Genomic DNA, 13,238 nt, shown 5'->3' with positions numbered 1-13,238 from the left:
TTAAAGTTGGCTACCGATGAAACCTGCAAGGTCGATAACACGGTTAGAGAAACCTGCTTCGTTATCATACCAAGTAACAACTTTTACACTCTTTCCATCAATTACTTTTGTTAGATCAGCGTCTACACATGAAGACTCTCTCATACCCATGTAATCAACAGATACTAGTGGTTGTTTTTCAAAACCAAGAATACCTTTTAGAGTTGTTTCACTTGCTTCTTTTAGAGCTGCGTTTACTTCTTCTTCAGTAACTTCTGTTTCAACATTTACAGTTAGATCAACAAGAGAAACGTTTGGAGTTGGAACGCGAATTGCGAAACCATCTAGCTTTCCTTTAAGTTCAGGAATAACTAGACCAACAGCTTTTGCTGCACCTGTTGTTGTTGGAACCATTGATACTGCTGCTGCACGAGCACGACGAAGGTCTGAGTGTGAAGCATCTAGAAGACACTGGTCACCAGTGTAAGAGTGAACAGTAGTCATGTGACCGTTGATTACACCAAACTTATCGTTTAGTACTTTTGCAACTGGTGAAAGGCAGTTAGTTGTACAAGATGCATTTGAAACAACTGTGTGTTTTTGAGCATCATAAGTGTTTTCGTTGATTCCCATAACGATTGTGTTATCAACGTCTTTACCTGGACAACATAGAATAACTTTTTTAACAGTTCCTGTTACGTGCTTCATTAGTGATTTTTGATCTTTGAAAACACCTGTTGCATCGATTACGATATCAACTTTATCTTGTGTCCAAGGAATTTCACTTGGGTCTCTATACTTGTGAAAAGAAATCTCTTTTCCGTTAATGTGCATTTTGTGTGATTCATCTACACTTACTTCACCGTTGAAACGACCAAATACTGAATCGTATTTGATAAGGTGAACGTAGTCGTGGATATCACCTGGTGAGTTAACAGCAACGACTTCTAAGTTTTCAATGTTGCGGTTAAAAATTTCTCTAAGAACTGTACGACCAATACGGCCCATACCATTAATACCAACGCGGATCTTTCCAGACATACCTGACTCCTGTGCTTAATTATTAAAAAAAATACCACTGTAATATGCCACAATCGAGAGAGATTGCCTACCGAAAGCACATATTTCTAGGAGGATGCGACGTTTTTGCTCACTGCCCAAAAAATAGCTGAACAGGCTATAATTTTACTAATGCAAACAAGTTCAAAAATGCCATCAAATATTATTCACTACAAATCCAAAGCGGATTATGAAAGTGGTGTTAAAAGCGAGGCCCCTGTCCCTGAAAAGCTTGTCAAAAACGCAACGAAAGTTGTGGAGAAAACTGCCAAGGTTGCCGAAGCCGCTGCTAAGGCTTCAATCTCAACAGATGCTCTTGCAATTGCTCAAGCCGGAAAGAAGTTGGCCGTAGATGCTGTGACAACAGTTGCAAAGTCTGCTGTTAATGCACCTGAAGAAGCTAGTGAAGTAAAAGAAGTTAGTCCAATTAAGGAGTTACGTCCAATAAATAAGCCTGCAATTTTCTTTTTAGAGGGACTTCATCTTTCAACTCTGAGTTCTAAAGGTGGACTTGAGGATATCGCCAAGTCATTTAGTGATGGCGAGTTTGTCAGTTGGAGTGATGAAGATAAGGTTTTGGAAGAAGTTTTAAGAAGGCCAAAGGATCAGCCAATTATTCTCGTAGGTCATTCTTTAGGAGGGGACGCTGTTGTTAACCTCGCTAATCGCTTAAATAGTGCGGAAGCAGGATTTCGAAGTGTGGATTTGCTCGTGACACTCGATTCAGTTGGCTTTGATAATGATATCATTCCAAAGAACGTCAAAAAGAATCTTAATTTCATGCTAGATCGATCTTTTATTTTCAATGATGGCCCTAATGTCGCTCGTGATTTTAAGACGACTGATGTGATTAATATCCTACGTCCTGAGGGACATACGAAAATTGATGAAGCCCCAGATGTGCATCGCGAAATTTTTGAAGAAATCACCCAAGTTTTAGACCAAAACTATCTGGCCAAGAGAAAGCAACAACTTGCGGGCCTTTATCGCGCCTTCTATGAGATGAATCAGCAAAATAACTCATAATCCTTTCTAGTCTTTATCTTCTGATTATGCTATGAAGTGTCATGATTCAGACTCTTTTGTTATTATGTATCGCTTTGGCCAGCTCTTGCTTTGCAATTGTTGGGGGGGAAGCTGTTAATAAAGGAGAGTATCAGAGTGTCGTTGCTCTCGTTAGACTTGGCCGTCCATTTTGTACTGGAGTGGCATTAACGCCTACTCATATCCTTACTGCCGCTCATTGTCTTGAGAATAAAAATTACAAATCGATTCGTATCTATACTGGAGCAGGAAAAATTATGACTGCGGCTTCTTCAAAAGAGAACCTTGATGCTCAGTATAGTGTGACTGGAGTGGAGCTTCATCCGAGCTTGAAATTCAAATATCCAAATGGACCTCTAGCAGACTTGGCCAGCTTGAAAACAGTTGATCTTGCTATCTTAACAACTGATGCTCCTCTTCGAGTGAAGAAATTCTACTCTCTTTTAACTGATCCCAAAGAGATTCTAGATAAGATCGCTCCTGGAAAGCTTACGACAGCGGTTGGATTTGGTTATACTGGCGAAATCGGCTTTATGCCAATGGACACTGCCCATGCTCATATTATTTACGGTCAAAAGAGAATGGCCATAATTCCAATTTTTGAAGTCTTTTTTAACGAGATTGATATGAGAAACAAGCAAACAGATACTTGTTATATTGATAGTGGTGGACCTGTCTTTGTTGATGTTAACGGAGAACTAAAAATTGCTGCCATTGTATCTGCTTCATTTGGCTTTTGTGCGGAAGGGAAGTACGCAACACTCTACTCTCTTGCATACCACTCTGTTTGTTGGATTAAGAAGGTTACAGGTATCTCTGATGAGCATAGTGGCTTCCACTGTGGGCGAAATATAAAAATAGCTCAAGAATGTTACGGAATTAAGAATGAGGAAGATCTTCGTAGTTGCGCAGATAAGTACTCTGATGAAATCCTTCGAAGCTATCCTTAGTTGAATATTCAGTAACTTAGAAGATCGATTCATTTTGTTAACCATTTATAAAGATTTTTGTGAATTATATCTCGCGGGCCGCGTGTTATAATCACGCGATGGAAAAATCAAATCTCTCTAATATAAAGAAGCTCTACGAGCACAAGAAAAAAGTTTGTCATGATACTGAAATCAAACCTGAGGTTATTGAGGATTTCGTTGAAGAGGCCCTCAATATTATTTTGCCAGGTTCTGTGCGAATGCAATTTCTAAATTATGAAGACTTTGAATTGTATTTCAATCGCCACATCATTAATACGGATCAAATTTTTAATCATTTGAAACTTGATGCGCATGTCAGAGAAAAGTTAATAGCGTCGTATAGCGAAGAATTAGTGACGTTGGCAAAGAAAATAGAAATTGATGCTATTGCGCTCTTAGAAGGTGATCCTGCTGCACAAAATATCTGTGAGGTTGTTCTATGCTACCCAGGACTTTTTGCAATTGCCTCTCATCGTCTGGCCCATTTTTTCTATGAAAAATCTTTAACAATCTTTCCTCGAATGATTGCAGAATATGCACATAATAAAACAGGTATTGATATCCATCCAGGTGCACAAATTGGAGATTCATTCTTTATCGATCATGGAACTGGTGTCGTTATAGGGGAGACCGCAGTTATTGGTAATCGAGTAAAGATTTATCAAGGGGTAACATTAGGTGCTCTCTCAGTGAGTAAGGACTTACAAAATACGAAACGCCATCCCACTATTGAAGATGATTGTGTGATCTATGCTCACGCAACAATCTTGGGAGGAACGACTGTTATTGGTGAGGGGTCAACGATTGGTGGTAACGTTTGGCTAACACAAAGTGTGAAGAAGAAGTCTATTGTTTATCATAAAAGCGAAGTTCACTTAGATGTGAAGGATCGACAATTCAATATAGAGGAGCTTACATATGAAATTTAATAATATTTTGGAATCTGTTGGAAATACACCACTTGTAAAAATAAATCGTCTCTTTCCTGAGGCAAATAAGAAAAATATAACTATTTATGCAAAGCTTGAGCGCGCAAACCCTGGTGGTTCAATTAAAGATCGAATCGCAAAGAGAATGATTGAAGACGCGCAAAAGAAGGGCCTTGTCAAAGAAGGAACGGTAATTGTTGAGCCTACTTCTGGTAACACTGGAGTTGGTCTTGCAATGGCATGTGCTGTTCTTGGTTACCGCTTAATCATTACAATGCCAGAGAGTATGAGTTTAGAGAGAAGGCGTCTTATGGCACTTTTTGGTGCAGAGCTAGTTTTAACTCCGAAAGAAAAAGGTATGAAGGGAGCGATTGAAAAGGCCCAAGAAATTTGTGAGCAAGAAGAAAATTCATGGATGCCAATGCAATTTGATAATCCATCAAATGTTGATGTACACAGAGATACAACGGCCAAGGAGATTCTCGCTGATATTGATGGAAGTATCGACTACCTTATTACTGGAGTAGGTACTGGTGGACATATTACTGGTGTATCAGAGGTCTTAAAAGAGAAGTTTAATAACCTGAAGGTTGTGGCGGTTGAACCTGCGGATTCTCCTGTTCTCTCTGGAGGTGAGCCTGGGCCGCATCCAATACAGGGAATAGGTGCTGGTTTTGTACCTAGTGTTTTAAATCGAGAACTTCTTGATGAAGTTGTGACAATTAGTAAAGATGAAGCCTTTGAATTTGCAAGAAGTGCTGCCCGTCTTGAAGGCATCCTTCTAGGAATTTCAAGTGGTGCTTCACTAGCTGCAATTGAAAAGAAAATTAGTGAAATGCCAGAAGGCTCAACAGTATTAACATTCTGTTATGATACTGGTGAGCGCTACTTATCGACTGAAGGATTATTTTAATTTAAAGAATAGATTTTCGGCGTTGCTATTAGCAACGTCGATTAATTCTTGAGGATCAATTCCTTTATGAGTTGCAATAAAATCTGCAACACATGGAAGATAGAACGGAGCATTCTCTCTTCCTCTAAATGGAACAGGAGTAAGATACGGAGAGTCCGTTTCTAGTAGCATTTGCTCGACTGGAACAATATCTAAAACATCACGAACGTTAGTAGCATTCTTAAATGTAACAATTCCATTAAATCCAATATGAAAGCCTTCACTAAGGCAAAACGAAGCAAGCTCAATTCCTGAAGTAAAAGAGTGGATAACTCCTTTTCTTTTTAGTGTAGTTGAGAAGTTTTTTAAAATGGCCTTAGTATCTTCATCTGCTTCACGTGTGTGAATAACAACTGGCAGGTCACTATCACAAGCAATTTGCAGTTGCCTTTCAAAAGATTCTTTTTGAATGCTCGGATCTGAAAACTCATAGTAGTAATCTAGACCAATTTCTCCAACTGCTACAATCTTAGGGTTTGCTAAGTTGTCTTGAATTTCTTGATAAGTTTCTTCTGTAATGTGTTTGGCCTCGTGAGGATGAATTCCTTGAGTACCATAGACGATATCATTGGCCGTAAGCTCTCTAACTTTTTTAAGATTGTCTGGAGATACTGCAATTGTCACAACTTTATTAACACCATATTCCTGGCATTTGTTAAGTGTATCAATTAATTCTTGGCCTTTGAGATAGTCGAGATGACAGTGGGTCTCTATTGGACCCACTGTATATTTAGGAATAATTCTTTCTTTTTTTTTACTCATTAGTTCTTAGCTTTATTTTCTTTAAGAAGGTGATCCATAATCGCTGTGTAATCACTTAGTGGCCTAACACCTTCAATTTTTACACCATTAATTAGCTGAGTTGGTGTTGATTGTACATTAAAAGAATTTGCCTGAGTGATCATATCCACGACTGCCTGCTTTGTTTCAGGCTTTGCCATACACTCAGTAACTCCAAATTCCTTACCTTTATTGCTAATCCATTCAGCAGTAAGGTTTGCTTGGTTTTCAAAAATTGCATCATGTACTGATTTAAACTTTTGAGGTCCTACACAACTTGCAAGATAAGCAGCTTCACAAGCTAGTTGATGAAGTGGTCCACTCATTCCCGCATTACAATTGTGATCTAGTGGGTAAAAGAAATATTGGATATTAATTTTCCCTTCATACTTTTTTTCAATCGTTGGAAGAACTAAGTTAAGTGCGTTACAGGCCGGACATTGAAAGTCTGAAAAAACAGACATCTGGATTGGTGCATCTTTAAAGTCCTCTGAAGAAGAAGCTAGACGGTAAGGTGATGCTTTTTCTGGAGTACCTAAATTATTTAGGTTCTTAAACATTGCAACAATTTGTGCGCTTCTAGCAGTTGAATTTTCAACCTTTGAATTTGTAAACGCATAACCAATTGAACCACTAATAAGCATACAGACAGCAGCAGTTGCAAAGAATTTAATATCAAAGTCACGAGCTGCCTTATATTGAAACATCAAAGCTAATGCTAACCAAGAAGCAACGTAGTAAAGAGTACAGAATGGACAAAGTGTACCAAGCATTACAATTGAGTAAATAAATAGTACTAAACATCCAATACCGTTTAGAAGAAGGAGAAGAAATAAGCTTCCTTCTGCATGCTTACTATTTACCATATAAAAAAGCATAACCATGGCACCCATAACAATTCCGAAGATTGAAATAGGAACACCTGCAATATTTGAAAGAGGTGAAAGTGTTGCAGCATCACATGTTAAGAAAGAGTTGATGTTACAGGCCGAAGCCGAACCAAATCCTACCGGAAACTTAATTTGGTAGTAGTGGTTTGTTAGATAAATTGAAAGAATAAACATCGACAGACCTGCGATGAAGAATAAAACTTTCTTGTTAAAATTTAGGCGATTTAAAAAACTATCAGTCATATTTTAATTCCTTTTTAAAATATTATAATTTCTCTTGGTTGTTTGGTTTCTTCTAAAGCTATTATAGTTGAGATTTGCGAATGTGCATATATTGGTAGATATGACATAGGCCTGTGGAAAATGTTCAGCAATTTGCTTCTTCACCTCCATCTCTAAGCTGAATGTTAATCTGCCTTCTACCATGTCAAATGCTTGGGAGTTAGGAAAATTTTGTTTAAATTCTTCGCTAACCTCATAATTTACAGCACTTATATGAGGTCCAATGAGAATAATTTGAGGCTCTATTGCCTTAACTTCTTTATTTAGAATGATTTCTTGTGCAACTCCACGCCATCCAGCATGAAGATTGGCCACGCCAAACTTTCCTATAATGGCAATTGGTAGACAGTCAGCAGTTTTAATGGCCAATGGTTGGCTCAGTTCAAGTTTAGAGACAATCCCATCGGCCTCAATACTATTTGTGGTAGGTGTTTTAACTACAATATCCGAATGGATTTGCTTTACTTCATCAAATTCAAAGTCTGGACGATCATCGTAGGTCTCAAAGAGAAAATCACCAATTTTTTTTTGATAAAGTAGCTGTGCCATTTCTACTCCGAGTCTGATTCAAGAAAGTTTAGAACCTCTTGAAATACTGGTGGGGGAGGCTCTTCAAAGTAGAGCTTCTGTTTCGTAATTGGATGAACAAATCCAAGAATTTTTGCATGTAAAAATGGATGCTCGTAATCTTTGATAATGGCCTTAAGTCGATTATCAATTCTTAGAAGGTCATTCTTTGGAACACCGTAAAGTGGATCCATTAGAATGGGAGCATTTAGTAGCTGGCTTAAGTGAACACGAATTTGATGTGTTCTTCCCGTTTCAAGCTTTAATTCAACATGGCTTAGATTTTGGTAATATTTTAGTACTTTAAAATTTGTAATAGAGTTCTTTCCACCTCGTACATCAACGGCCATCTTTAAGCGATTATTTGGATGACGTCCTATAGTTGATTCAAGTCTTCCTTCTGGTGGAATTTTAGTACTGACGCTTATGCATTGATAGTAGCGGTCAATATCGTGGGCCTGAAATAATTTTACAAGTTCTTCATGGCATTTCTGGTTTTTTGCAATCACCATAACACCACTTGTTCCTTTATCAAGTCGATGAACAATTCCTGGACGCTTTTCATCTCCAACACCTTGAATGTCTTTACAGTGATGAAGAATAGCGTTTACAAGAGTTCCGGTATAATTACCTGGGGCAGGGTGGGTAACCATGCCAACTGGTTTTACAACAATGGCAAGATGCTCATCTTCAAAGAGAATTTTTAAAGGAATATTTTCTGCTTTTGCTGTAGCCTCTCTTGGAGGAGGTATATCAATAGTAACTTCAGTACCTACTGGAGGCATTTTTTTTAATTCGATTTTATTATCAGAAGTAATGGAGCCTTTTTTAAAAAGCTCCTTTAGAAAACTACGAGACTGTTCAAGCTTACTCGCAAGAACTTGATCGAGCCTAGTAAACTCATCATGGTCTTCTTGGGTGATCGTAATAACAAACTTAGAATTTTGATCACTCATGACAGCTTAGTTGCCTTCTTTTAAAGCTTTAACTCTTTGTAGATAAGAGTTTGCAACTAAATCTGGATTAAGTTTTAGTACTTTCGCATATTGATAAACAAATCCTCTAACGTAAACGATAGCAGGCATCTTATCAACTTCTTCATTTTCAATATACTGTAGGAAAGTTTTCGATATTTTTGTCATATCAGACATACGACTTACATCTACTTTCTTGTATTCACGAACTTTCTTTAAGAATTCACCAGTATACTCACTACATTGCTCAATTTCTTTTTCAAATTCAGCATTTTGCTCGTATTCAAGTCCGTAGCGTTTTTTGGCAACGAGACGATTCATTTGATTCGTTACTTTGATTGTATTTTCATCAGCAGGCTTTGACGTTGGAATATAATTTGTATCATCTTCGATTACAATTCCACGAGCTTGATTGTATTTCTTTCTTTTCGTTGGATTACTTAAAATATTGTAAGCTTCCTCGATAAGTTCAAGTACTTTATGTGCCTCTTCTTCTGATAGGAGAGAGTAAATGGCCAGACTATCTCCACTATAAGCTGCTCTTGCGGCCGCATATGCTTTTTGAATATCGTCTGCCGAAGCATTAGGTGCTACTTCTAATACTTCATAATAGTTCTTCTCTTTACTCATTTATTCCTCATTAATATATTAAACAATTTTCTTCGTTAGATTTAAGATTCTGTTGATTACGTGCTCAAAATTCTTTACTAGTGCAGAATTAGGAAACTCAAGAATAAGAGGTCTCTTCTTCTTCACACTTTGCCAAACTGTTGCATCGTACTCAAGAAAGCCAACGTAATCTAAGTTAATGCCAAAGTATTTCTTAGAAATAATTCTCATGGCAAAACCAATATCGATATCAGCTTGAGTTCGGGCCTGGTTAATAACTAGTTTCGGAGTAATTGCTTCAATTTCTCTTTTTAGTTTTAGACCTTGAGCTTCATTTATTTGCATGGCCTTTTCAATAATTTCAGATGGAGTGCGGTTTTCACCGACTTTTCCATTAAGAACTTTATCAATAAGTGGTCCAAGCTCTAGGAAGTCATCAACTGATTGCAGCTTGCGATGATATATTGACTTGATAAAACGATAAGTGTTTTCAATTGATGTTGGCTCTGGAAGAGTTACTAAGATTCCTTGGTCAGCTCCTAGGAAGAAGTCCAAAGTATTATTAGTTGTTCCCGCACCAAGATCCAGAAGTATATAGTCGGCATCAAGTTCACGAAGATCATTTAAAACTTTTGATTTATGAGCGGCTTTTAAATTGGCCATTCCTAGATTATCTTGAGCACCACTAATTAAACTTAAATTCTTAAGTGGAGTAGGAGTAATAAGATCAGAAAGTTTTGTATTTGGTTTTGTGAAATAATCACTTAAAGTTTTTGATGGAACATTTACGCCAAGACATGTGTGAAGGTTAGCACCTCCAAGATCCATATCAATGGCAATTACCTTCATTCCCATAAGGGCAAGGCAAATTGACAAGTTTGACGTAACAAGACTTTTACCTACGCCACCTTTTCCGCCACCAATGGCCCAGATTTTCTTGCCATTATTTGATGCACCTAGATATTGACCAGCATCTGCTAAATGTGAATTTGTACTATTATTCAAAATACGTCCTTGTATTACTTGCTTAACTTTCCATCATTATAGCCAAAATTAAAAAGCCTCGAAAAGGTCTTTATTTTATTTTTCTAAAATTATATATTGTTGTAATGGAAAGTATTTATAGATTCCCAAGTAAGTTTGAGCCGCACTTATTACGAAAGTTAGTTCATATTTTTGCAGGATTGGGAATTGCCTCAATTTATCTAATTTCAAATCTAGATTCATATAGGTTTTCAATTATTGTTCTTAGTGCAAGTGCCGTGTTTACTTTAATTGAAATTCTTCGATTGAAATTTGATGGAATTAATCAAGTATTCGTTAACTCTTGCCGAGGAATCTTAAGAGATACTGAGGTTAATGGATTTACAGGAACTCCTCTTTTTCTTTTGGGGATCGGGCTTTCATTCTTTCTCTTTGATGAACAAATTGCACTTTTAGCAACTCTGATTCTTTCATTAGCTGATCCGGCATCTTCATTTGTTGGAATTCGTTATGGGAAGAGAAAGGTTATGCAGGATCGTACTTTTGAAGGGTCTTATGCGTGTTTCCTGACAACATTTTTGATTGTTGCATTCTATGGCCTATTGTATTTTCCACTGAGTCTGAAAATTGTAATCTTTGCTTTTTTTACTGCAATTGCGACAGCTTTTGTTGAATTGTTATCAACTAAGATTGATGATAATTTTACACTTTCATTCTTTAGCGCATGCGCGATGGCCTTAATCAATATATTAGTGGCCCTTGTTTAATTGGCCTGCTTAAGCTGTAGCTTTTCACTAACAAACTCTTCAAAAGCTTGGGCCACGATTGGGTCCTCGTGATAGATGTGCTCATCAGTAATCAAAGAATTTAAAATCTTGATTTTATCATTGATATTATTTTGTTCTAAGAGAAGCTGTCTAATTTGACGACTCTTGATGATAAAGGTTGCCACGTAGTTAATAATTTGATCTGGCTTGTTAAGTGTTTCGATAAAATAGTCGCGATCCTGATCGTTGGGAATATTTGTTTCTAACCAGTTATAAAGGATGCTTTCAAGACGATAAAATTCATCAATATTACTCATCACACATTCATCATCCTTTAAAATAGTCACATTATACATTGGATATGGATTTGATTGAGTAGGGTAATTGACTTGGCATTTGCCAATACAGCGAACGAGTACTTTCAAAGTGTTCCCATCGACTCTCTCAATCATAAGAGGCTGTCCCATTCCAAAAACTTCACATGGATAAGCAAAGTATGTTTCGAAATCTTTTTCCATTGCCAATGAAATACCAACGGGATTTCCTGCACAAGTAGCTTCTTCAAAAATATCTTGAAAAATGTCATCAACGACATATAAAGGAAGAGATGTTCCCGGGAAAAATACTATATTGGGAAGAGTGATAACAGGAATTTCAATTCGTTCTGGAAAGTTTAAAGTCATGCTTTATCATAGCTTTTATAGGCTCTTGAAGCTTATTAAACCTTATTAATATTGGTAAATCTTCTTTGCTCATGCTGTAAAGTACGATAGCATATACTAATGATTCTAAAGCAAATTCCACATTTAGTTACCACTGTTTGGGGTGGTGAAAAGTTAAAAAAATATAAAGACCCTGAGGGGATATTTGAAGGTCCATTGGGCGAAACATGGGAAGTTTCAACTTTAGAAAATGGCCTATCTCTTTGTGAGAATGGCCAAAGCCTTGAAGAAGTTCTTGAAGGAAAAGTATTAACTTATTTAATTAAATTTATCGATACAAGCCAAAATTTATCGATACAAGTTCACCCTGATAATGAGTACGCTCATATTCATGAAGATGCGCTTGGAAAAGATGAATGTTGGTATATTTTAGACGCCGAAGAAGATGCAGGGATTTATCTTGGTCTTAAAGAAGGTGTCACAAAAGAAAGACTACAAGAGGCCATCGAAAGTGGAGAAAATGTAAATGATCTCCTCAATTTCATAAATGTTCAAAAAGGTGATTTCTTTAATATTCCTGCTGGATCAATCCATGCCATTGGTGAAGGAGTAACTCTTGTCGAAGTTCAACAGAACTCGGGCGTTACTTATCGTGTTTGGGATTGGAACCGTATGGGTCTTGATGGTAAGCCTCGAGAACTTCATGTGAAGAAGGCCATGGATGTTATTAATTTTAATCCAAACGCTAATGTCGCGGAATATTTTCAATATAAGAATCTTGATAAGAGTGGACTACTAACAAGCAATAACTATTTTAATGCTAGAGTGAAAGTTCTAGGAGCAGGAGATGAGAGTGTTCTGTCGTTAAATGGTATAAGTTCAATTGTCGTTTTAGAAGGTACTTGTGAAATTGATGATACTGAAATTAAAGAGTATGGGTCTGCGGTAGTTAAGGATATTGAGTCCGCTATCTTGAAGGCAACAACGGACTCTAAGGTTTTAGTTGTAAAACAAGTTTAGATATTATTACAGCTCAGTGGGTAAGTTACTTCGTGCCCATTCTTTGTACGAATAGAAATATAAGTATTCATCTCATTTGAGTTCGTTACATCATCAAAATGAATTTGATATTTCTGACCAGCAAGTTGGTAGTGCTTTGTTACAGAATTTCCAACTTTGTGAGTGCGTCCGATTAGGGCCTGTGCAGGAGTACGACCTTCTACTTGAATCTGATTTCCCTTTAGATTGAATTCAATATTCTTGCGCATAGTAGAACACTTAAAGTTGACTGCCGCGTGAGCAGAGGCCGTAAAGACTAGTGAAAGTGTAATTAGGCTAAGTAGTTTCATATTCCCTCCAAGATTTAGACAATCTATTAAGAGCAGGAATGATGCCAAGTAATTATTTGTGATATCAGTATGTTAGGTGTCCTAAGAAGGTAAAATGATTTTGCAACTGTCTAAAACTTATTCAAAATCCTTAAGGTAATACTCTGCTAAGTCCTCGTCAGATACCTCTTCATCCAAATCTTGCTTTCTAAGTTCTAGAGGAATATTGCTCGAGTCATCATCAGCTTTTTCGTTAAAGCCAAAAGGGCAATGAAGACAGCCACTTTCACAGCAGTAGCCACGACGTAAGTGGAATTCTTTTGTAAAAACAGTATTACCGTCTTCATTAATATAGAAATCTTTTTTGGAATCGTCGTGAGAGTTTGTCATAGGCTCTAAAAAAGTAAGGCCCCTAATTCAGGGGGCCTAAAGTGTGTGTGGTGTTTTGCAAAACGGTCACT

The 13,238-nt window shown here is 37.2% G+C and carries 16 protein-coding genes; 6 read left to right on the top strand and 10 right to left on the bottom strand.

The features are described 5' to 3' along the window. Positions 1-1,020, bottom strand: a complete 1,020-nt coding sequence (gene gap / locus ACMAYX_RS09050; RefSeq protein WP_103217875.1) for a type I glyceraldehyde-3-phosphate dehydrogenase — start codon at positions 1,018-1,020, stop codon at positions 1-3. A gap of 150 nt (positions 1,021-1,170) precedes the next feature. On the opposite strand from gap, the gene ACMAYX_RS09045 reads away from it, so the two are divergent. From ACMAYX_RS09045 to cysK, 4 genes are all read left to right on the top strand, one after another. Further along, positions 1,171-2,064, top strand: coding sequence for a hypothetical protein (locus ACMAYX_RS09045; protein WP_412471715.1), 894 nt, complete (start codon positions 1,171-1,173; stop codon positions 2,062-2,064). A gap of 41 nt (positions 2,065-2,105) precedes the next feature. Continuing rightward, positions 2,106-3,032, top strand: coding sequence for a S1 family peptidase (locus ACMAYX_RS09040; protein ID WP_412463401.1), 927 nt, complete (start codon positions 2,106-2,108; stop codon positions 3,030-3,032). Positions 3,033-3,130: 98 nt separating this feature from the next. Next, positions 3,131-3,982: a serine O-acetyltransferase EpsC gene (gene epsC / locus ACMAYX_RS09035; RefSeq protein WP_103217878.1), complete on the top strand. Its 852-nt coding sequence runs from the start codon at positions 3,131-3,133 to the stop codon at positions 3,980-3,982. After that, complete coding sequence (cysK, locus tag ACMAYX_RS09030; protein WP_412463400.1) at positions 3,972-4,895, top strand: cysteine synthase A; 924 nt, start codon at positions 3,972-3,974, stop codon at positions 4,893-4,895. Before epsC ends, cysK begins: the two co-directional genes overlap by 11 nt. Here cysK and ACMAYX_RS09025 read toward each other — a convergent pair. Genes ACMAYX_RS09025 through ACMAYX_RS09000 form a run of 6 tightly spaced genes read right to left on the bottom strand, consistent with a single transcriptional unit; the run spans position 4,887 to position 10,041 of the window. After that, on the bottom strand, positions 4,887-5,696 hold the full coding sequence (locus tag ACMAYX_RS09025; RefSeq protein ID WP_103217880.1) for a TatD family hydrolase: 810 nt from the start codon (positions 5,694-5,696) through the stop codon (positions 4,887-4,889). The genes cysK and ACMAYX_RS09025 overlap by 9 nt on opposite strands. Further along, positions 5,696-6,847 carry a thioredoxin domain-containing protein gene (locus ACMAYX_RS09020; protein WP_392993300.1) on the bottom strand — a complete coding sequence of 384 codons (1,152 nt, stop codon included), beginning with the start codon at positions 6,845-6,847 and terminating at the stop codon, positions 5,696-5,698. Before ACMAYX_RS09020 ends, ACMAYX_RS09025 begins: the two co-directional genes overlap by 1 nt. A gap of 3 nt (positions 6,848-6,850) precedes the next feature. After that, complete coding sequence (locus ACMAYX_RS09015; RefSeq protein WP_392993297.1) at positions 6,851-7,435, bottom strand: polyphenol oxidase family protein; 585 nt, start codon at positions 7,433-7,435, stop codon at positions 6,851-6,853. Positions 7,436-7,437: 2 nt separating this feature from the next. Then, positions 7,438-8,409, bottom strand: coding sequence for an RluA family pseudouridine synthase (locus ACMAYX_RS09010; RefSeq protein WP_103217883.1), 972 nt, complete (start codon positions 8,407-8,409; stop codon positions 7,438-7,440). Positions 8,410-8,415: 6 nt separating this feature from the next. Next, positions 8,416-9,057 (bottom strand): helix-turn-helix domain-containing protein, encoded by a 642-nt coding sequence (locus ACMAYX_RS09005; protein ID WP_103217884.1) that lies wholly within the window; start codon positions 9,055-9,057, stop codon positions 8,416-8,418. Between the two features lie 18 nt (positions 9,058-9,075). Next, positions 9,076-10,041: a P-loop NTPase gene (locus ACMAYX_RS09000; protein WP_158246858.1), complete on the bottom strand. Its 966-nt coding sequence runs from the start codon at positions 10,039-10,041 to the stop codon at positions 9,076-9,078. 104 nt (positions 10,042-10,145) lie between these two features. Between ACMAYX_RS09000 and ACMAYX_RS08995 the strand changes: the two genes are divergently transcribed. Further along, a complete protein-coding gene (locus tag ACMAYX_RS08995; protein WP_103217886.1) occupies positions 10,146-10,787 on the top strand; it encodes a diacylglycerol/polyprenol kinase family protein in 642 nt (213 codons plus the stop codon). Here the strand turns inward: ACMAYX_RS08995 and ACMAYX_RS08990 are convergent. Continuing rightward, on the bottom strand, positions 10,784-11,470 hold the full coding sequence (locus ACMAYX_RS08990; protein ID WP_103217887.1) for an LON peptidase substrate-binding domain-containing protein: 687 nt from the start codon (positions 11,468-11,470) through the stop codon (positions 10,784-10,786). The genes ACMAYX_RS08995 and ACMAYX_RS08990 overlap by 4 nt on opposite strands. A 99-nt stretch (positions 11,471-11,569) precedes the next feature. Between ACMAYX_RS08990 and ACMAYX_RS08985 the strand changes: the two genes are divergently transcribed. Next, positions 11,570-12,469, top strand: coding sequence for a type I phosphomannose isomerase catalytic subunit (locus tag ACMAYX_RS08985; protein WP_103217888.1), 900 nt, complete (start codon positions 11,570-11,572; stop codon positions 12,467-12,469). Here the strand turns inward: ACMAYX_RS08985 and ACMAYX_RS08980 are convergent. Together ACMAYX_RS08980 and ACMAYX_RS08975 are read right to left on the bottom strand one after the other, a co-directional pair. Then, positions 12,466-12,798 (bottom strand): hypothetical protein, encoded by a 333-nt coding sequence (locus tag ACMAYX_RS08980; RefSeq protein ID WP_103217889.1) that lies wholly within the window; start codon positions 12,796-12,798, stop codon positions 12,466-12,468. The genes ACMAYX_RS08985 and ACMAYX_RS08980 overlap by 4 nt on opposite strands. Positions 12,799-12,915: 117 nt before the next feature. After that, complete coding sequence (locus tag ACMAYX_RS08975; protein ID WP_412471716.1) at positions 12,916-13,167, bottom strand: DUF5522 domain-containing protein; 252 nt, start codon at positions 13,165-13,167, stop codon at positions 12,916-12,918. Positions 13,168-13,238: the final 71 nt, after the last annotated feature.

It is taken from the genome of Halobacteriovorax sp. RT-2-3, assembly GCF_047085075.1.
In the GTDB taxonomy this organism is placed as follows: domain Bacteria; phylum Bdellovibrionota; class Bacteriovoracia; order Bacteriovoracales; family Bacteriovoracaceae; genus Halobacteriovorax_A.
The sequence above is the reverse complement of the archived record's forward strand: the minus strand, read 5'-3'. Positions and strand labels throughout refer to the sequence as shown.

Bases quoted from the DNA above. Each gene is read 5' to 3' on its own strand.
- gap (WP_103217875.1), bottom strand. From the start codon at position 1,020: ATGTCTGGAAAGATCCGCGTTGGTATTAATGGTATGGGCCGTATTGGT.
- ACMAYX_RS09045 (WP_412471715.1), top strand. From the start codon at position 1,171: ATGCAAACAAGTTCAAAAATGCCATCAAATATTATTCACTACAAATCC.
- ACMAYX_RS09040 (WP_412463401.1), top strand. From the start codon at position 2,106: ATGATTCAGACTCTTTTGTTATTATGTATCGCTTTGGCCAGCTCTTGC.
- epsC (WP_103217878.1), top strand. From the start codon at position 3,131: ATGGAAAAATCAAATCTCTCTAATATAAAGAAGCTCTACGAGCACAAG.
- cysK (WP_412463400.1), top strand. From the start codon at position 3,972: ATGAAATTTAATAATATTTTGGAATCTGTTGGAAATACACCACTTGTA.
- ACMAYX_RS09025 (WP_103217880.1), bottom strand. From the start codon at position 5,696: ATGAGTAAAAAAAAAGAAAGAATTATTCCTAAATATACAGTGGGTCCA.
- ACMAYX_RS09020 (WP_392993300.1), bottom strand. From the start codon at position 6,847: ATGACTGATAGTTTTTTAAATCGCCTAAATTTTAACAAGAAAGTTTTA.
- ACMAYX_RS09015 (WP_392993297.1), bottom strand. From the start codon at position 7,435: ATGGCACAGCTACTTTATCAAAAAAAAATTGGTGATTTTCTCTTTGAG.
- ACMAYX_RS09010 (WP_103217883.1), bottom strand. From the start codon at position 8,409: ATGAGTGATCAAAATTCTAAGTTTGTTATTACGATCACCCAAGAAGAC.
- ACMAYX_RS09005 (WP_103217884.1), bottom strand. From the start codon at position 9,057: ATGAGTAAAGAGAAGAACTATTATGAAGTATTAGAAGTAGCACCTAAT.
- ACMAYX_RS08995 (WP_103217886.1), top strand. From the start codon at position 10,146: ATGGAAAGTATTTATAGATTCCCAAGTAAGTTTGAGCCGCACTTATTA.
- ACMAYX_RS08990 (WP_103217887.1), bottom strand. From the start codon at position 11,470: ATGACTTTAAACTTTCCAGAACGAATTGAAATTCCTGTTATCACTCTT.
- ACMAYX_RS08985 (WP_103217888.1), top strand. From the start codon at position 11,570: ATGATTCTAAAGCAAATTCCACATTTAGTTACCACTGTTTGGGGTGGT.
- ACMAYX_RS08980 (WP_103217889.1), bottom strand. From the start codon at position 12,798: ATGAAACTACTTAGCCTAATTACACTTTCACTAGTCTTTACGGCCTCT.
- ACMAYX_RS08975 (WP_412471716.1), bottom strand. From the start codon at position 13,167: ATGACAAACTCTCACGACGATTCCAAAAAAGATTTCTATATTAATGAA.